The sequence below is a fragment of the Streptomyces sp. NRRL WC-3618 genome (assembly GCF_001280005.1).
Taxonomy (GTDB): Bacteria; Actinomycetota; Actinomycetes; order Streptomycetales; family Streptomycetaceae; genus Streptomyces.
Genome location: NZ_LGDW01000144.1, coordinates 1 through 17,560, shown reverse-complemented (window position 1 = coordinate 17,560; position 17,560 = coordinate 1). Strand labels below are relative to the sequence as shown.

Sequence of the window (17,560 nt, the reverse complement as noted above, 5' to 3'; positions counted from 1 at the left end):
GTGTTGTCTAAGGAACGCTGGGCCCATTCAGTCATATGCGCCACGGCGTGGGGACATCGTGAATCGTGCGGCCCGGGGTGTCAACCTGGGGAAACGCAAAGGGCATTCGCGCATCGTCGCATTTCCCCCACACAGGGAAGGGTGTGTTCCGGGGGCGCTTACGTTCGCTTTCCCGGCGAAGTGGACAGAGCACTCCGTGGAACAACAGCGAACTGTGAAACAGCAGCGACCCGTGCAACCACGACAGCCAGGAGACAGCGAGTGCCCGAACCGACTCTCGACCTTTCCTCCCAGGACCCCGACTGGTGGCGTCAGGCGGTCTTCTACCAGGTGTACCCGCGCAGTTTCGCCGACGCCGACGGCGACGGACTGGGCGACCTGAAGGGCATCACCCAGCGCCTGACACATCTGAGCACCCTGGGCGTGGACGCCCTCTGGCTCTCCCCCTTCTATCCCTCCGAACTCGCCGACGGCGGCTACGACGTCGCCGACTACCGTGACGTCGACCCCCGCCTGGGCACCCTCGACGACTTCGACGCCATGGTCGCCGAGGCCCACCGCCTCGCCCTCAAGGTCATGGTCGACATCGTCCCCAACCACACCTCGCGCCGGCACGTGTGGTTCGAGGAGGCCCTGCGCTCGGCGCCCGGCTCCCCGGCCCGCGACCGTTACGTCTTCCGCGACGGCCGGGGCGCGCACGGTGAACTGCCGCCCACGGACTGGCAGTCGGTGTTCGGCGGCAGCGCGTGGCGACGGGTGGCGGCGGACCAGGCGTCCGACGGCCAGTGGTACCTGCACCTCTTCACCGCCGAACAGCCGGACCTCAACTGGGCCAACGAGGAGGTCCGCGCCGACTTCCGCACCACGCTCCGCTTCTGGTCCGACCGGGGAGTCGACGGCTTCCGCATCGACGTCGCCCACGCCCTGGCGAAGGACCTCGACGTGCCGCTGCGCGACCTCGGCGCCCCGGAACTCAGCGGTGAGCAGGGCCTCACCGCCCTCCCGCCGGGCACCCACCCCTTCTTCGACCGCGACGAGGTCCACGAGATCTACCGCGACTGGCGCAAGATCCTCGACGCCTACACCCCGCCCCGCATGGCGGTCGCCGAGGCCTGGGTCCCGGGCGCCCGCCGCGCGCTGTACGCCCGTCCCGACGAACTCGGCCAGGCCTTCAACTTCGAGTACCTGCAAGCCGGCTGGGACGCGGAGGGGCTGCGCCAGGTCATCACGGACTCCCTCGCGACGGCCCGCTCGGCGGGCGCCTCGGCGACCTGGGTCCTGTCCAACCACGACGTCGTACGCCACGCCTCCCGCCTGGCGCTTCCCCCGGGCACCGACCTGAACGCCTGGCTCCTGTCGGACGGCACCGCCCCACCGCTCGACGAGGCGGCGGGCCTGCGCCGGGCCCGGGCGGCGACGCTCCTGATGCTGGCGCTGCCGGGTTCGTCGTACGTCTACCAGGGCGAGGAACTGGGCCTCCCCGAGGTGGCCGACCTGCCCGTCTCGGCCCTTCAGGACCCGATCTGGGAACAGACGGCCCACACCAGCAAGGGCCGCGACGGCTGCCGGGTGCCGCTGCCGTGGACGACGACCGGCCCGTCGTACGGTTTCGGCGCGGGCGGGGCCTGGCTGCCGCAGCCGACGAGCTTCGCGTCGTACGCCGTCGAGGCACAGGACGGGGCCGAGGGCTCGACCCTGGAGCTCTACCGCACGGCCCTGGCCCTGCGCCGCCGCCTGCTGGACGGCGAGGAGCTGACCTGGGCGCCGGAATCCGCCCCCGGCGTCCTCGACCTCACGCGCGCCGACGGCTGGCGCTGCGTGACGAACCTGTCGGCCACCCCCGTCGAACTGCCGCCCGGGGACGTCCTGTTGACCAGCGCACCGCTGGAGCCGGACGGACGCCTGGGTCCCGACACCACGGCCTGGCTCGGAAACCACGACAGGCCGTAGGAGCCACTCACCCCGCCGTGGGACTGGGCGACGGAGTGTCGCCGGTGTCCGGCGGCGGGGTGAGGACGACGGTCGGGGCGCCCGGCACGGGGACAGGCGGGGTGACGTCGGAGGCGGGCAGCTTCGGCGGGGAGGTCTGCTGGAAGAGCGCGGTGTCGAAATTGACGAGCCCGGTCTTCTCCATGACCGTGATGTGGTCCAGGACGGTGACGTTGGCCTGGTCGGCGAGGGCGCGGACCAGCGTGTTCTTGGTGGTCGACCGGATCTTGGCGACGGTGTTGAAGATCGACCCGTGCGTGATGCGCAGGATGTTCGCGAAGTCGCTGTCGAACTGCGTCCCCCTGCTGTCGGCGGTCAGCGTGGAGATGAACCCCTGCTGTTGCGGACTGGGCAGGTTGGGAATGGTGACCCCGAGCTGCGGAGCGATCCGCCGCACCGTCGCGTCCAGCGCCGCGTGCCCGGCGACCAGATGCTGCCCGGCGGTGATGACGGCCTGCGAGGTCCCCTTCGCGAGCGCCATCTGCCCGACCGGGTACTCCCAGAGCCCGGCCGCCCGCACCTTCACCACGAAGTCGCGGTCGGCCTCCGTCAACGGTCCGGTGGAGGTCTGCGCGACGATCCGGGTGGGCGAACTGGACACGTTCTGGACACCGAGCATGGCGGGGTAGGCGAGCGCGGCCACCGTCAGGCTCAGCGCGCCACCCACGAAGAGGGTGCCGGTCGATCTCCGGGAGAAACGCACGTTGCCTCCTGATGCGACGGGAAGTCGTCGAGGAGGGATACGGACACGGGGGGTGTCCGGAACCTTTCGTCTCCGTAAGGCGTCTGCAAAGGGTGTGCCATGAACACGACGTCGGCGGTCCGTCAGCACGAGGGCTGGTCCCGGCTGCGGCGGCCGAAGAGGAAGAAGCAAGGGGAAGAGGGGGAAGCGCGTGGGGATACTCGCCCTGGTCGGCATTCTCGTGCTGGTCGTCGGAGGCTGCGTCTGTGTCGTGTGGGCATCGCGGGGCGGACCCCGCTGGGTGCGCGGGGTGGCCCGGCTGACGCTGGCGGCGGGCGAGGCGGTGCGCAGTTCGTCCCGTTCGAGCCGGAACTCGGGCGGGCGGAACTCCTCGGACGACGGTGAGTGACGACCGTCGCCGGAGGCTCGAACTCCTGTGCCAGGACGGCAACTTGCCTCGCGGTGAGTGGCGCACGGGAGCGGGTGCGAACTCGGCCGCGTCCTTGCCCGCCGTGCCGCCCGAATTCCTCGGGGACGGCCATGTGCACCTACGGCATAAGGGTGAGGATGAGGGCTGCGGTCGGGGGCCTGGCGGCCGTCGCCACGTCGGTCGCCCGCGACGGCGTCCCGGTGCCGGGCGACCCCGGTGAGCTGCGGAGACTATTCCCACGGGACGTGTGACATTGCCGCACGTCCCCAGCGGCGGGTTCTGTGCTAGCGTGGTTTTCAGTTGCAGTTGTGGTTCCCAAAGATTTCCGGTGTTAGTTCCGGCGGGGCAATCATTGCGGCGACGCGGGGTCCGCACGGTGCGGGCCCCCGAGCATGCCCCAAGGAGATTTGACATGGCCACCGGTACCGTGAAGTGGTTCAACGCGGAAAAGGGCTTCGGCTTCATCGAGCAGGACGGCGGCGGCGCCGACGTCTTCGCCCACTACTCGAACATCGCCACCCAGGGCTTCCGTGAGCTCCACGAGGGCCAGAAGGTGACGTTCGACGTCACGCAGGGTCAGAAGGGCCCGCAGGCGGAGAACATCCTCCCCGCCTGATCCGCGTGAATCTGGCGATCCACTAGTGGGTCGACACAACACGTGATTGTGGCCGGGGCCCGCACCTAGGGGTGTGGGCTCCGGCTCACAGTTTTTTTCGGGACGGTTCAGTACCGGACGCCGGTCGCCGTCCCTGATTCTTGGGGTCATCCCCCTCCACTGCTCGTTTCCTTTCGGCTCGTCCCCACGGCCCCTGTGTGCTGCCGCTGTCGCGGCGGACGCTGAGCGCCGGCCGTGAAGTGTGTCGACGTGCCGCATTGAGGAAGGTTCTGCATGAACCGGTCGTTCGCCGACCTGGGCCTGCCGCCCTCGCTGCTGGCCTCCCTCACCGCCGAGGGCATCACCGTCCCCTTCCCGATCCAGGCGGCCACGCTGCCGGACACCCTCGCGGGCCACGACGTCATGGGCCGCGGCCAGACCGGCTCGGGCAAGACCCTGGCCTTCGGGCTGGCCATGCTCGCCCGCCTTGCCGGACAGCGCGCCGAAGCGGGACGCCCGCTGGCCCTCGTCCTCGTACCGACCCGTGAGCTCGCCCAGCAGGTCGTGGACGCGCTCACCCCGCACGCCGGCGCCATGAACCTGCGCATGACCACGATCGTCGGCGGTCTGCCCATCTCGCGTCAGGCCCGTGCGCTGAGCGCAGGCACCGAGGTCGTCATCGCGACGCCCGGCCGGCTCCGCGACCTCGTCGACCGCCGCGACTGCCGCCTCGACCGTGTCACCGTCACCGTCCTCGACGAGGCCGACCAGATGGTCGACATGGGCTTCCTGCCGCAGGTCACCTACCTGCTCGACCAGGTGCCGCGCAGGGGCCAGCGCATGCTGTTCTCCGCCACGCTCGACGCGGACGTCGGCCGGCTCGCCCGCCGCTACCTGCACGAGCCCGTGGTGCACCAGACCGACCCGCACGCCGGCGCCGTCACGACGATGGAGCACCACGTGCTCTACGTCGACGACGTCGACAAGAAGACGGTCGCCACCGAGATCGCCGCCCGTGACGGGCGCGTGCTCATGTTCATGGACACCCGGCGCAGCGTCGACCGTCTCACCAAGCACCTGCTGAAGAGTGGCGTCCGCGCGGCAGCCCTGCACGGCGGCCGTTCCCAGCCCCAACGCACGCGCACACTCGCCCAGTTCAAGACCGGCGAGGTCACCGTGCTGGTCGCGTCCGACGTCGCCGCCCGTGGCATCCACATCGACGACCTCGACCTGGTCGTCAACGTGGACCCGCCCGGCGGCGCCAAGGACTACCTCCACCGCGGCGGCCGTACGGCGCGGGCCGGGGCCTCCGGCAGCGTGGTCACCCTGGTTCTGCCCGAGCAGCGCCGGGAGATGCGCAGCCTGACCCGTGCGGCGGGCATCGACCCGAACACGGCCAAGGTCGCCCCCGGCGCCGCCGAACTGACCCGCATCACCGGTGCCCGTACCCCTTCGGGCATACCGGTGGTCATCCCGGTGCCGGCCCCGACTCCGCCGGCCGCCCCGAAGGCCGACGGCTCCCGTGGCCGGTCCAGGTCCTCGCGGTCCCGGTCCGGCTCGGGATCAGGTTCCGCTTCCGGTTCCGCTTCCACTCCCGCTTCCGGTTCGCGCTCCCGTCGCGGGTCCGCGGAGGGCGGTGCGGCCACGGCCCGTACGTCGGGTGGCGGCGCCGCGAGCAAGGCCCGTGCGGCGGGAGCGGGCGGCGGCGCCGGCAAGGGCACCGCCAAGAAGGCGTCGCGTCCGACCGGTGGCGGTGCCAAGCCGCCGCGGGTGTCGGGCGGGAACCCGGCCCCCCGTACGGAACAGGACTCCACCGGCGAGCCACGCGGCCGTCGGCGCCGGGCGCCCCGGAACAGGCGCCCGGGTTCCGACGCGCGGCAAGCCGGCTGAGCCCGGCTTCGGCCCCAGCGTCACTCATCCCCGTTCCACCCGAGCCGGTTGGTTTCAGGCCGGTCGGCACCCGACCCTTCTCTGACCTGCGGAGGCACCATGCGTTGTGTGATCGCCCGATTCCCGTTCGACCTGATCATGAGCGAGGTCACGCACAAGATGGACGGGGTCGCTCCCGAGCCCATCACCAGTGCGGCCGTCGGTATCGGTGGCGTGGACTACCCCGTCAAGCAGGTGGGGGCGGTTATTACCCGCCTTGACCGGCGGGACTTCACCGAGAAGGAGATGATCGCTGCGCTGACTCGGTTGGGGTTCACGTGTCGGCCGGCTGCGGCGCCTGCGCCGGCTCGGCCGGCGGTTATCGACCCCTGGGCCGAGATGCAGTAGCACTCCGTTTCGGGGGCGGTGTGTTCTTGGGTGCGGGTGCGTGGGGGGTTTTGCGCAGTTCCCCGCGCCCCTTGAAGGGTCCGTTGTCGTCTGCGGGCTCGTCGGGGTGTTCGCGCAGTTCCCCGCGCCCCTTCGAGGGCCCGATGCCGTCTGCGGGTGTGTGGGGGCTTGTCGCGCAGTTCCCCGCGCCCCTGATAGGGCGCGGGTGAACCGCCTGTGTCTAGGTGACCGGTACTCCTGTCACCGTCGCGGCCAGTGGGTATGCGCCTGTTTTGAGGGGTGTGCCTGTCTTTCCTGTTGATGTTGTCACCGGGACCAGGGTGGCCGCGTCTGCTGTTGTGGCGTAGGCCGTGGTGCCGTTCCAGTTGAGGGTTACGTCGAAGGCTGAGCGGCCTACGGTTACCGGGGGGCCGGGGGCGCCGGTCACCGTGTCGAGCGGGGTGATCTTGTCGCCGTTGCTCGCGCTGACCCAGAGGGTGCGGCCGTCGGGGGAGACGGCGAGGCCGTACGCCTGGCCGGTGACCAGGAAGGTCGGGCGGGTCTCGTTCGTGGCCGTTTCGATGGGAGTGACCGTCGAGCCGCCGGAGTTGGACACGTACACCGTCTTGCCGTCGGGCGCCGCGACCACGTTGAACGGGTTCGGCCCGACCGCGATCGGCTTACCCGCCCTGCCTGTCGCCACGTCCACCGGGCTCACCGTGCTGTCGTGGATGTTCGCCACGTACAAGGTGGTGCCGTCCGGGGTGATCGCCATGTTCTCCGGGCCGTCGCCCACCGCGATTTTCGCGCCCGCCGTGCCGGTCGCGAGGTCGATGGGCTGGACCGCGTCGTCCGAGTAGTCCGCGACCCAGAGGGTCCGGCCGTCGGGGGTGAGCGCGAGGCCCGCCGGTACGTCGCCGACCCGCACGGTCGCCGTCACCTTCGCCGAGACCACGTCGATGACGCTCACGGTGTCCGAACCCTGGTTCGCCGCGTACGCGGTACGGCCGTCCGCGCTGACCACGACCTCCCCGGGGTTGTCGCCGACAGGGATCTCCGTCGACGTCCCGGAGGCCACGTCCACCGAACTCACCGACGCGCCACTGAAGTTGGCCGTGAGGGAGCGTGTGCTGCCACCAACTCCCGCTATTTGAACGGGGATTGAGCGGCTGATCAGGTCGTCCCCGGTGACGGTTATCGACCTTACGCCCGTCCCTGCTCCGGGTGACGCTGTGAACTTGACCGTCGCGGTGGCCGTGCCGCCCGCCGGGACGGTGGCCGTGCCTGAGGACGGGGTGACGGTCAGGCCTTCAACCGCCTTGATACTCCAGGTCGTTGTTCTGGTGGTCGTGGAGCGGGTGTCTGCGATCGTGAGAGTTGCTGTGGCGCTTGCGCCGGGGCGCAGGGACAGGGACGTCGGGGTGAAGGAGGCGTCCGGGCCGGGGTCGGGGGCGGCGCGCAGGGTCGCGTCGAACAGGAAGCGGTCCATGACGCCGGGGGCGATCTGCTGCGGGACCGCGTCGAGTTGCCTGCGCTGCGACTGGAGGCGGGTGTAGAGGGTGGAGACGGCTTCCGTGTCGCCGTTCTTCTGCGCGAGCATCAGCTGTACGGCGGTTCTGCCCGCTTCTCCGTACGCGCCCAGCTTGTCGAGCCAGGCCGAAGTCTCGCTCAGGAAACCGGAGTTGGTGAGGTTCGCGCGGAGGTCCGCCGGGGCTGCCGCCATCGCGGCGAAGTAGGCGGTGAGGGCGTGGGCCGCCTTGGCCAGGCCTTCGCCGCTCTCGTACGCCGTCGTGAACGCCTTGAGGAGGGGGGTGAGGGTCGGGGACTCGGTGGCGTTGAGGAGGGAGGAGTAGTTGTTCTCCGCGAAGACGCGCAGTGCGGTGGTGGCTGCGGGTGCGAAGTCCTTTATCGAGGCCAGGAAGGCTGCTCGGGGGGCGTACGCCCTTGGGTTCCAGGCGTAGGACGCCGAGGTGAAGAGGGCGAGTTTGCTGGCCTCCGCCTGGATCACCGGGTTCGCCGTGATGCCCGTGACCTGGGTGGCCACGCCTGCCTCGCGGCCGGTGTACGGGCCGAGTAGAAGGCGGCTGGTGGTGTAGTCGTTCACCGGGTAGTTGTCCCAGATGAGGATCGGGTGCCCGAACAACTCCTTTGCCTGGCGGGCCTGTTCGGTGCTGATCGTGGGCGCGATGACGCCGACGCCCGTCCATTCGACGACGACCGAGGAGTTCAGTTGCTCCCGCAGCGCTGTCTTGTACGGGGAGTCGGCGAGGTCGGAGTACTCGGTCGGGACCATCTCCAGCGGGGTCACGTCCGCGTGGGTGTCGACGAAGTCCTTGACCACGGCGTTGAGGAGCGTCGACTGCGCCGCGCCGGCCGCGCCGCCTCCGGTGCCGAACTTCTCCTTGTCGGCGGGGCAGTTCCACGCGGTGTAGCTGATGTCGTCCAGCGGTACGGCGAACGAGCGGACGCCGATCGCGTACAGCGACTCGAACTTGGTGACCAGGGCGTGGACGTCGGCGGGTGAGGAGTAGCAGACCGACAGTCCAGGGGAGAGGGCGTAGGTGAAGCGGACGTGGTTCGCGGCGGCCCGGTCGACCAGTTCCCTCAGCTTCGCCAGCTGGGCGGGCGGGTACTCGTCGCGCCAGTTCGCGCGCAGATAGGGGTCGTCCTTGGGGGAGTAGACGTACACGTTCTGTTTGGTGCGGCCGTAGAAGTCGAGTTGTGAGAGGCGGTTCTGCTGGGTCCAGGGGGCGCCGTAGAAGCCCTCGATCACTCCGCGCAGGGGGGTCGTGGGCCAGTCCCGGACGGTTGCGGCGGGGATCGAGTGGTGGGGGGCGATGAGCTGGCGGAGGGTCTGGGCCGCGTAGAAGGTGCCCGTGGGGTCGACGCCGGACAGGGCGATCGTGCCCTTGCCGGTGGCCAACGTGTAACCGCCGGAGGGGAGTTGGGTGGGGGGTGCGGCGTGCAGGCGTCTGAGAGGGCGGTACGTGACGTGATGTCGCTTTTGTTGTCCCCGGAACGTGTGGCACGGCCCCATCTGAGCTGATGGGGGAGTCCTGGCGTGCTGGAGTGTTCTTCGTGAGCGACCGCCAGCCCTACAAGAGCGACTTGTCCGACGAGCGGTGGGCCCTGATCGAGCCCGTCATCGCCTCCTGGAAGGCCCGGCATCCCTCGGTCAGCGGCCATCAGGGCGCCTACGAGATGCGGGAGATCGTCACGCGCTGCTCTACCAGTCCCGGACCGGCTGCCAGTGGGACTACCTCCCCCACGATCTGCCCCCGGCCGGCGCGGTGAAGTACTACTTCTACAAGTGGCGTGACGACGGCACCGACCAGACCATCCACGACCTGCTGCGCTGGCAGGTCCGCGAGAGCCGGGGGCGCAAGGCCGACCCGAGCCTGGTGGTGCTCGACACCCAGAGCCTGCACGTGGCCGCCGGGGTGCCCGCCGACACCACCGGAAGGGACGCGGCAAAAAAAGTCCCGGGCCGCAAGCGCGGCCTGGCAGTTGATGTTCTCGGTCTGGTGATCGCGGTGGTGGTGCTGGCCGCGTCCGCGCACGACAACTCTGCCGGTATCGCCCTGCTGGACAAGGTCGCCGCCGACACCGACACGGTCGAGAAGGCCCTGGTGGACCAGGGGTTCAAGACCGCCGTCGTGGACCACGGCAAGAAGGTCGGCATCGATGTCGAAGTCGTCGAGCGCAACCCGACGACCAGCGGGTTCGTGCCGCAACCCAAGAGGTGGGCGGTGGAGCAGGTGAACGGGATCATAATGCTGCACCGCAGACTGGTACGGGACTACGAGCACCGGCCCGCCTCGGCCGAGTCGAGGGTGTACTGGGCCATAAGCGACCGGATGGCCAGGATGCTGACCGCGACCTCAACCCCCACCTGGCGCGGTGCATGAACAACGACGAGCTCACCCTGGGGGCGGTCCTCGCCCGCCTGGAGGAGCAAGAGCGTGAGATCGCCACGCAGGCCGAAGCGACGCGAGCGCGCATCACGGAACTCACCGCGCAACTGGAGGAGTTCGGCCGAGTCGCCGAAGAGGTGCGCATCACCCGCAAGACGCTGCTGGCGCTGCCCGAGCCGGCCTCGCCGACACCGCCGCCCGTGAAGCTGCCGGACCATCCGGCCTACCAGCAGATCATGGCGGTGTTCGCCGCAGCCGACGCCCCGCTGCGGGCGCGGGCGGTCTGCGAGGCAATGGACCTGGAGATCGCACCCAACAACGTCAACAACGTCCGGCTCAAGCTCAAGCGGCTGGCCGAACGCGGAATCCTGATCGAGCCCGAGCAGGGCTTGTTCACCAAGCCGCAGTCGTAGCCGCCTGGTCAGGCCACGACCAGCCCGACAGCCCCACCCGAAAGCCAAAACGGGCATCACGTCACGAACCGCCCTCTGAGCGGATTCACCCAGCCCGCAGCCGACTTCGCCGCCCGGCACGGAATCGTCCTGCTGGGCCGTCCGGAACTGAAACGCTGGGCCCACGGAAGTCATCTCTACGACGTTATCGAGGCCGAAGCCCTGGAATGAAACGCTGCGCAGGGTGCGATGCCGCGAGCCGGTCAGTGCAGTCACGACGCACCGTCCCAGCGGACCTGGTGGCCCGGCACACCGCTTGCGGCTCGACAGCTGGAGCTGGTCTGCCTGCACGTGCATCCCGGCACCGCGCACCTCTGCTCTGTCCCTTCTGGCAGTCGACGCGTCCACGCATGGATGGATTTGTTTGCCGGGGACTCTTGCAGGGTGCTCCGGTGTTCACGCCGGGGATGGCTGCATCTCAGGGCTGCTCAGAGTTTAGATCCACATCAGGTGGAGGCTTGCGCGGTCGTCGTCTGTGAGTGTGCGCTCGCCTACGTGGCGGGTGGCCCCTCCGGTGAAGTAACCGTGGTGGGCTGCCCATAGGTCTGCGTAGAAGTGTCTGAAGACGAAGTCGGCGAATCGTCCCACGTGGAGGGGAGCAGCGCAGGCGATCCGGCAGTGCGCCGAGTTGATGGTCAGATGCGAGGCGGGGTGCCCCGGGGCGGCGGCCGCGGGATCGTAGTCGAAGCGTACGGCCGAGTGCAGCACCATGCGGGTCTGTACGGTGAGGGGAGCCCACTGACGCCTGGGGCGGGAGGTATCCGGCGATCGTCCGGCGCTGGGAGGCGGCCTGGGCGGAGTTCGTGCCATTCCTCCGGTTCGACGTGGAGATCCGGAGGATCGTCTGCACCACCAACGCGATCGAGAGCATCAACGCGCGGATCCGCAAGGCCGTCCGGACCCGAGGGCACTTCCCCACCGACCAGGCCGCCCTCAAGTGCGTCTACCTGGCCGTCATGAGCCTGGACCCGACCGGCACCGGACGCAAACGCTGGACCATGCGCTGGAAGGCCGCACTCCAAGCCTTCGACATCACCTTCGACGGCCGGCTCACCGCCGGACGACGCTGAAGAAAACCGACCGAGTTCCACCGTTCACTACACAGACCCGCGTGACTCGTTAGCTGGCGCCCGGGACCGTGGTGACCACCACCTTCGGAACGATCAGTCCCTTCCCCGACCTGCCAGGCCAGGGCCGCCGCGAGGTAGCGGACATCATCTGTGAAGTGGCGAAACCGGCGGTGGACGGAGCGTATTGTGCCCGTCTGAAGGCTCGGGCGGTTGGAGCTCTCGTGACAATCCTGCCGTCTGGACCGGCAGGGTCTTGATGGTGACTTCACCGTTCAGACAGGTCCTGTGTTCTTGTTCTATGACAGCTTTCAGCGCGTTGCGGCGCAGGGGTTCGACCGCAATCCAGGCAGTGGTGTCCAGTTCCACCCATTTTTCGAACGACACGGACATCCCCGTCACCATGCTGTTAGTGGCCGGGTAAGTGGCGTGGGCCGCTTGGCGGATGGCTTCCAGGAGAAGCATGCCGGGAACGTGATCGACAGGGTGGTCGAACAGGACGGGATGGTCCAAGTCGACGCGCAACCGCCACCGGCCCGCGCGTTCGGTACCGGCAAGGACCACGTTCTCGGCCAGGCAGTGTCCGACTGTGGCGGGCGGCAGGGCAGGCAGGAGCTGCGTGGCCCTGCGGTGCTTTTCGGTGAGGTCGTGCTCGCCACGTAACCGCCGGTAGACGGCGGGGGAGTGGTTGGTGAACCGGGTGCGGGCGTTCCCGATGTGGCGTCCGCCCAGGCGGACGGCCGCGTGCATGGTCATCGAGACCAGGCAGCCCTTTCTGGTTCGGACGTCGGAGCACATGGTCTCCAGGACGACGTCGGCCTGGGCTTGCGGAATCAGCATGGCCTGCGGCTCGACCTCAAAGCTGAAGTCATCCCAGACCAGATGGCTGCCGAAGGGTACGCCGTAGGCGACGTGAGACAGTAACGGAAACGTCTGGCGCACCGTTTCGACGAAGAGTAAGGAGTCGAAGCGTCGGTTGTTGGCCCGGTAGAAGGTGTGGAAGCGGGGCCACCGGGCGTAAACGGTGTGCCGATTGCTGCCGCGGGTGCTCCAGCCGGTGAGGAGCACCTCATTGAGTGCATGCTTGTGGACGAGCTCCTGAGGAACCTTTCCGGCGAGCTGCGGTCCGTCGTGTCCGTAACCGTGCGAGTTGGGCATGTCAGCGCTTTCCCCCTGAATGGACGCCCGCTTGCCAGCGGTGCAGCTAACATAAAGTACGCTATCTATGTCTGTCGAGGAGTGATTGCGAGTGCCAACTGTCAAGGCAGAGCGGGCCATCCGTACGCGACAGAGGGTCCTGCTGGCCGCGGCCGAGATCTTCGACGAGGCCGGTTACGAGAACGCGGCAGTGTCCCAGATCGTGGAACGGGCAGGGCTCACCCTCGGCGCGCTCTACTTCCACTTCGGCTCGAAGCAAGGCCTTGCCGAAGCTTTGATGAACGCGCAGCCGGCGACGATAGAACCCCACCTTGAATCGACCGGATTGCAGCGCCTGGTGGACATCACTTTGGTGTGGGCGGACCGCATGAAACGCGACCCCATCCTGCGCGCAGGAGTCCGTCTCGCCGTCGAACAGGGCAGCCACGGCATGAACGACGCCTCCTCCTTCGAGGAATGGCGGGCGCTCATGCGCAGTCACCTCGACGTGGCCCGGTCCGACGGTGAACTCCGTGAGGAGGTCGACCCCGACCGGTTGGCCCGCTTCGTCGTCGGCGCCTGTACCGGCATGCAGGTCTACTCGAATCTCGCCACCAAGCGTGCCGACCTCATGGAACGCGTCTGCGACATGTGGGACCTGCTGTTGCCCCGCGTTGCTTCCGCGTCGGTGGTGGGCGACATCCAGGTCGGCCCCACGCGTGTCCCTGTTTCATGACCGTGACCGCATCTGCATGCCGGCACATCGTCCTCACTGGCGCCACTGGGCAGATCGCCCCGCTGGTGGCCCGGCATCTTGCGGCTCACCACCGCATCACCCTAATCAGCCGCACGCCTTACCCCGCCGTGCAGCGCCCCGGCGTCAGGCACGTCGCCTGCGACTACGACACAGTCGAGAGCCTCATCGACTCATTTCGCGGCGCTGACGCCCTTTTCGTCGTGACGAACGACCCCGAACGCCCCGAACACGACCGCAATATTGTGCGGGCAGCAGTCGAGGCCTCGGTGGGGCACATCGTCAAACTCTCTGCGGCGGCGGTGCACGACACCGCAGCGCACGACCTCATCACCGAGTGGCAGCGCAGCAACGAGGACCGCATCAAGACAAGCGGTATTCCGTGGACCATGATCCAGCCACGCTCGTTCATGTCACATGCCCTGGCCTGGGCGCCGAGCATCCGCAGCGACGGTAACGCGTACGCGCTGCACCCTCATAGCCGCAACGCATGCATCGCTCCTGAGGACGTCGCGGAGGCATCTGCCCACGTCCTGGGCGATACCCAGCACTACTTCCAGTCCTTTCAACTCACGGGCCCCCAGGCACTCTCGGCCCACGAACAGTCAGCAGCCTTGGCCGAACTGCTCAGGCGCCCCGTCGTGTGCCAAGAGCTGTCTGCTGAGGAAGCGCACGCGAGCTACTCGCGCCGGTACTCGCCGGCGATGGCTGACGCTCTCATCGCAAGCGCCGAGCGGCAGCTTGCCGGGGCCAAGGCGCAGACCACGGACATGGTCGAGCGACTCACCGGAAGACCCGCGACCACCTTCGCCCAGTGGGCAGCCAGCCATAGGGACTCCTTCGAGTGAGACCGATCGGTGTCGCAGGCACGTAAGCCGAGCACAACAACTCGTAGGCCAAAGGTCAGCAGGTCGAAAACCAGCCATGGCCCGGCTTGCATGCTGCATCTCCTCGGGGCGACGATCTTCGGTCAGCTGCACCGAAGGCACGGTGCGATGTCGACGTTAAGGAGACCCATGTCTGCACGGGGCCTGTTGCACGGCAAAACGGTCATCATCACCGGAGCCAGCAGCGGCATCGGTGCTGCGGCGGCAGAGCTCTTCGCTCAAGAGGAGGCTCGCGTGATCCTGACCGCCCGCCGTAAGGACCGGTTGCTCGACTTGGTAGCCAAGATCGGCGCAGCAGGTGGGCAAGCCGCTGCCGTGGTGGCCGACGTGACCCGCGCCGAGGACATGCACGCGGCCGTACGGACGGCACTGGAGACATTCGGCAGCGTCGATGCCGCCTTCAACAACGCGGGGTGGACCTCAACCGGAACCCCGATGCACCTCATGGAGGATGAAGAATACGACCGCATCATGGACGTCAACGCCCGAGGCGTGTGGAACGCGATGCGGGCACAGATCGCCGTGATGCTCGAACATGGCGGCGGCTCCATCGTGAACACCTCGAGCGTCGCCGGAGTCCGCGCGACAGGTAGCTCGGCCCCGTACATAGCCGCCAAACACGCTGTCATCGGCTTGAGCCGGGCCGCAGCCGACGAGTATGCGAAGCAGCACATCCGCGTCAACGCACTTGCCGTCGGCAGCACCCGGACCGAGCTGATGGACCAGGTGCTCTCCGACACGCCCTCACTCTTCAAGCCTTTCACCGAGCGTGCCATCCAACAGCGCCTGGCGGACCCCGTTGAGATCGCGCAGACGGCTGCCTGGCTCTGCTCGGATCGCTCGTCGTTCACCACAGGTGCCGTCATCCCGGCCGACGGAGGATGGACCGCCCGGTAGCCGCGCTGCACCAGCAGACTTGCCGAGAACGTTGCGGACTCTCCCTGTTCTCGTGCTCGTTGGCCGGTGCTCACCATAGGGTCAGACCGCCCGTCGAGCTGCCGCCGCGGGACCGCGTCGCCCGTGGCCACGGGCAGCCAAAGCTGAGGACGGTACGTGAGGGACATGACGGGTCTCGTCATGGCAAGCGGCAACCGAATCCGGTCACGAGGCTGGGAAGGTCCTGCCCAGTTCCGCTCTGGTGCGATGGTCTTCTCGCTGCCGCAGTGGTTTCTCCGACGCGGCGTACCGCCAGCCCGTGCCATGGTTGCACCGTCTGGCATGACAGGTCGACAAGCCTGGGGGGAGCGCCGTCGAAGTCCAGGCGCGGGGTGGCCCGTGCCCTCAGCTGTCGCTGCGATGACCGAGGCCCCCGCATGAAGAACAGCGAACGAGCTGCAAGGACCCGCGCGAACTTGGTCCTGGCAGCAGCACGCCACTTCGACCGGCACGGGTACGACGGTACGACGCTCAACCCCGTCTGTGCCGAAGCAGGCGTCACGCTCGGGGCCCTCACCTTCCATTTCGGCTGCAAGGCGGCACTGGCATCCGCCGTGGTGGACGAGGGTGTCGGCGAACTGCAACGCGTCAGCACGGCATACTCCGGCACTGGCCGGCCCCTTTACGGCCTTTCCGTCCTCGTGCTTCAGGTGGCGACGGCACTGCAGAACAACGTACTCACCCGGGCTGCTGCGCGCCTGGTCGAGGAGGGGTACGTCGACTGCGGCTGGTTCGGAGCCTTCCGCGGGGACGTCCTGCACCTGCTGGAGAGAGCCTCTGCCACCGGTGACCTGGTCGCAGACGTACGGCCGGCCACCGCTGCGCGTCTCATCATGTACTTGGTGGAGGGAGCCGCGACCGAGGCCCGAAGCGCCGAAGCCGAGGGCGTTTCAATGGCTTCCGACTTCGCTGAGGTCTGGCACGCAGTGCTCGGCGGTCTCGCCGCGGACACGCGCTGAGCACGCATCGTGGATATGCGCCGCTGAGAGTAAAGCTGTCGGCTGGCGCAGATCTCGCCCGGGCGCCGCTGAATGCGTAATGCGAAAGCCCTCGGATGGGACGGCAGGAACACGGCGTACCCACGCCCCCGCGGGCCGTGGCCCCGTCTCCTTACATGGCTCCGGCAGGGCCGAGGCCAAGGCCCCTTACTCGGCCCGTAGTCGACGCCGAACGTCCGCATCAGCGCCCGCGCCGACGTGCCGCTCCTGGATCACGGCGACTCGCCGGGTACAGATCATCCTCGGACTCCGGAAGCGCCTGGACCCCTCGTGCAGGGCACAACCAAGGTCTAAAGCAGCAGAAAGACTCAGCGACAGCACCCACACGTGGAACTGGACGGCCGCGTCGCTGGGCAACAGGCGTTCACGGAACTCGCCTGCCCAGCCAGTCGCTGGCTTCGCCTGCGGATGAGCAGCTGCGGACCCGGGAGTAGGTGAACGCGGCGGAGACCAGTGTTGCGTGGTGATGCCAGCCGGGGAACGATCGCCCCTCGAAGTCCTGCAGCCCGAAGTCGCCGCTCAGGGTGTTGACCACGGTCTCAGCCAGGCGCGGCTGCCGCATCAGCGGAAGCAGGTCGGGCAGCGGCCGGTCGACCAGATTCGTCAGCCAGGTCCGTGCTGAGCCGTTCGGCCGACGCTGAGCGAGCAAACGCAGCCGGACGACTCCCATCGAGGAACTGGGAAGGGTCACCGGGAGTGTGAAGACGCGCTGCCGTTCCTCTGCGGCCACGGTCCCACGGCCCGTGAGTATCTGCCGAACGGTGAGCGCCGGCGAGTTGGCCGACTGGGAGGCCGCATGCTTGACGCGCATGGTGTCAGGGACTTGCACCATGAAGGGCTGCTCACTGTGCGCTAGTTGGGCGAGGAAAGCCTCGCGGTCCGGCAGCCAGGACAGGTCAGCCGTGACAGGGGCATGCCTGCCAGGAGACCACGAGCAAGCTCGCCGCAGAAGGTCGGTGGCCTGTGACCACAAGGGCCCGCAGACCTCGTCCGGCACGCGCACTTTGGACCGCAGCAAGGAGCCCGTCGCCCACCCCTGAGGGATGTACAAGTTCCAGTCGGCTGGCAGCGGCCCGTGCTCGCCGGTGGCCAGCACAACCAGGCCGAGCTGACAGTTCGACAGCCGGCCCAGGACAGGGTCGAACCTGCGGTGAACTCCGGCGGAGTGCTCACCGCGCTTGGGAATGAAGGCCGGTGCCAGCGTCCAGGCCGTCACTGCCGGGCTGGTCTGTGCCACCCAGCGAAGCAGACCCTGACGTACCGCCAGCCAGTCCCAAGGACTGGCGTTCACGAACTGGTGCATAGCCTGCGAGGCCGTTGGGGAGTCGCTGACGGATTCCGCCAGCCTGCGTAACGACTTCTTGCCCGGTGTCTGCAGCAGTGCCTTGATGTACAGCTCCGCCCATGTGCGCTGGTCCGCTCGGGCCAGACTGTCGAAGACGGTCTCGACGAACGGTTGGAGC

The 17,560-nt window shown here is 68.3% G+C and carries 14 protein-coding genes and 3 pseudogenes; 12 read left to right on the top strand and 5 right to left on the bottom strand.

Annotated features, from left to right (window positions below):
• Positions 1 to 261 precede the first annotated feature (261 nt).
• Complete coding sequence (locus tag ADL01_RS16385) at positions 262 to 1,950, top strand: glycoside hydrolase family 13 protein (RefSeq protein ID WP_053742732.1); 1,689 nt, start codon at positions 262 to 264, stop codon at positions 1,948 to 1,950.
• A gap of 7 nt (positions 1,951 to 1,957) precedes the next feature.
• Here the strand turns inward: ADL01_RS16385 and ADL01_RS16380 are convergent, their stop codons facing one another.
• Positions 1,958 to 2,692 (bottom strand): DUF4142 domain-containing protein, encoded by a 735-nt coding sequence (locus ADL01_RS16380; protein WP_234354661.1) that lies wholly within the window; start codon positions 2,690 to 2,692, stop codon positions 1,958 to 1,960.
• Positions 2,693 to 2,882: 190 nt separating this feature from the next.
• Here ADL01_RS16380 and ADL01_RS16375 point away from each other — a divergent pair, with 190 nt between their 5' ends.
• The 4 genes from ADL01_RS16375 to ADL01_RS16360 all read left to right on the top strand — a co-directional run bounded on the left by ADL01_RS16375 (position 2,883) and on the right by ADL01_RS16360 (position 5,973).
• Positions 2,883 to 3,080: a hypothetical protein gene (locus ADL01_RS16375; RefSeq protein WP_053742731.1), complete on the top strand. Its 198-nt coding sequence runs from the start codon at positions 2,883 to 2,885 to the stop codon at positions 3,078 to 3,080.
• Positions 3,081 to 3,513: 433 nt separating this feature from the next.
• Entirely contained in the window at positions 3,514 to 3,717 is a 204-nt protein-coding gene (locus ADL01_RS16370) for a cold-shock protein (protein WP_006373337.1), read from the top strand.
• Between the two features lie 273 nt (positions 3,718 to 3,990).
• Complete coding sequence (locus tag ADL01_RS16365; RefSeq protein ID WP_078960562.1) at positions 3,991 to 5,586, top strand: DEAD/DEAH box helicase; 1,596 nt, start codon at positions 3,991 to 3,993, stop codon at positions 5,584 to 5,586.
• 99 nt (positions 5,587 to 5,685) lie between these two features.
• Complete coding sequence (locus tag ADL01_RS16360) at positions 5,686 to 5,973, top strand: SCO5918 family protein (RefSeq protein ID WP_053742730.1); 288 nt, start codon at positions 5,686 to 5,688, stop codon at positions 5,971 to 5,973.
• A 220-nt stretch (positions 5,974 to 6,193) separates the two neighbouring features.
• Here ADL01_RS16360 and ADL01_RS16355 read toward each other — a convergent pair.
• A pseudogene (locus ADL01_RS16355) lies at positions 6,194 to 9,079 on the bottom strand (beta-N-acetylglucosaminidase domain-containing protein); the annotation flags it as partial.
• On the opposite strand from ADL01_RS16355, the pseudogene ADL01_RS16350 reads away from it, so the two are divergent.
• Positions 9,031 to 9,860: pseudogene (locus tag ADL01_RS16350) on the top strand (IS5 family transposase). The pseudogenes ADL01_RS16355 and ADL01_RS16350 overlap by 49 nt on opposite strands.
• Positions 9,857 to 10,279, top strand: coding sequence for a hypothetical protein (locus ADL01_RS16345; protein WP_053742729.1), 423 nt, complete (start codon positions 9,857 to 9,859; stop codon positions 10,277 to 10,279). The pseudogene ADL01_RS16350 and the gene ADL01_RS16345 overlap by 4 nt, the downstream one beginning before the upstream one ends.
• A gap of 474 nt (positions 10,280 to 10,753) precedes the next feature.
• Here the strand turns inward: ADL01_RS16345 and ADL01_RS16340 are convergent, their stop codons facing one another.
• A complete protein-coding gene (locus tag ADL01_RS16340; protein WP_053742728.1) occupies positions 10,754 to 11,029 on the bottom strand; it encodes a DUF2290 domain-containing protein in 276 nt (91 codons plus the stop codon).
• Between the two features lie 29 nt (positions 11,030 to 11,058).
• On the opposite strand from ADL01_RS16340, the pseudogene ADL01_RS16335 reads away from it, so the two are divergent.
• A pseudogene (locus tag ADL01_RS16335) lies at positions 11,059 to 11,388 on the top strand (transposase); the annotation flags it as partial.
• A 144-nt stretch (positions 11,389 to 11,532) separates the two neighbouring features.
• On the opposite strand, the gene ADL01_RS16330 reads toward ADL01_RS16335, so the two are convergent.
• The gene (locus ADL01_RS16330; protein WP_053742726.1) at positions 11,533 to 12,543 is read right to left on the bottom strand and encodes a ScbA/BarX family gamma-butyrolactone biosynthesis protein; all 1,011 of its coding nucleotides are present in this window, start codon (positions 12,541 to 12,543) and stop codon (positions 11,533 to 11,535) included.
• Between the two features lie 91 nt (positions 12,544 to 12,634).
• Between ADL01_RS16330 and ADL01_RS16325 the strand changes: the two genes are divergently transcribed.
• The 4 genes from ADL01_RS16325 to ADL01_RS16310 all read left to right on the top strand — a co-directional run bounded on the left by ADL01_RS16325 (position 12,635) and on the right by ADL01_RS16310 (position 16,058).
• Positions 12,635 to 13,258: a ScbR family autoregulator-binding transcription factor gene (locus ADL01_RS16325; RefSeq protein ID WP_053742725.1), complete on the top strand. Its 624-nt coding sequence runs from the start codon at positions 12,635 to 12,637 to the stop codon at positions 13,256 to 13,258.
• The gene (locus ADL01_RS16320) at positions 13,255 to 14,124 is read left to right on the top strand and encodes an NAD(P)H-binding protein (protein ID WP_053742724.1); all 870 of its coding nucleotides are present in this window, start codon (positions 13,255 to 13,257) and stop codon (positions 14,122 to 14,124) included. Before ADL01_RS16325 ends, ADL01_RS16320 begins: the two co-directional genes overlap by 4 nt.
• Positions 14,125 to 14,292: 168 nt before the next feature.
• Positions 14,293 to 15,060 carry an SDR family NAD(P)-dependent oxidoreductase gene (locus ADL01_RS16315; protein WP_053742723.1) on the top strand — a complete coding sequence of 256 codons (768 nt, stop codon included), beginning with the start codon at positions 14,293 to 14,295 and terminating at the stop codon, positions 15,058 to 15,060.
• A gap of 455 nt (positions 15,061 to 15,515) precedes the next feature.
• Complete coding sequence (locus tag ADL01_RS16310; RefSeq protein WP_234354660.1) at positions 15,516 to 16,058, top strand: TetR/AcrR family transcriptional regulator; 543 nt, start codon at positions 15,516 to 15,518, stop codon at positions 16,056 to 16,058.
• Positions 16,059 to 16,461: 403 nt separating this feature from the next.
• On the opposite strand, the gene ADL01_RS16305 is transcribed toward ADL01_RS16310, so the two are convergent.
• A partial coding sequence (locus ADL01_RS16305; protein WP_053742722.1) for a transposase occupies positions 16,462 to 17,560 on the bottom strand: 1,099 nt, incomplete at its 5' end.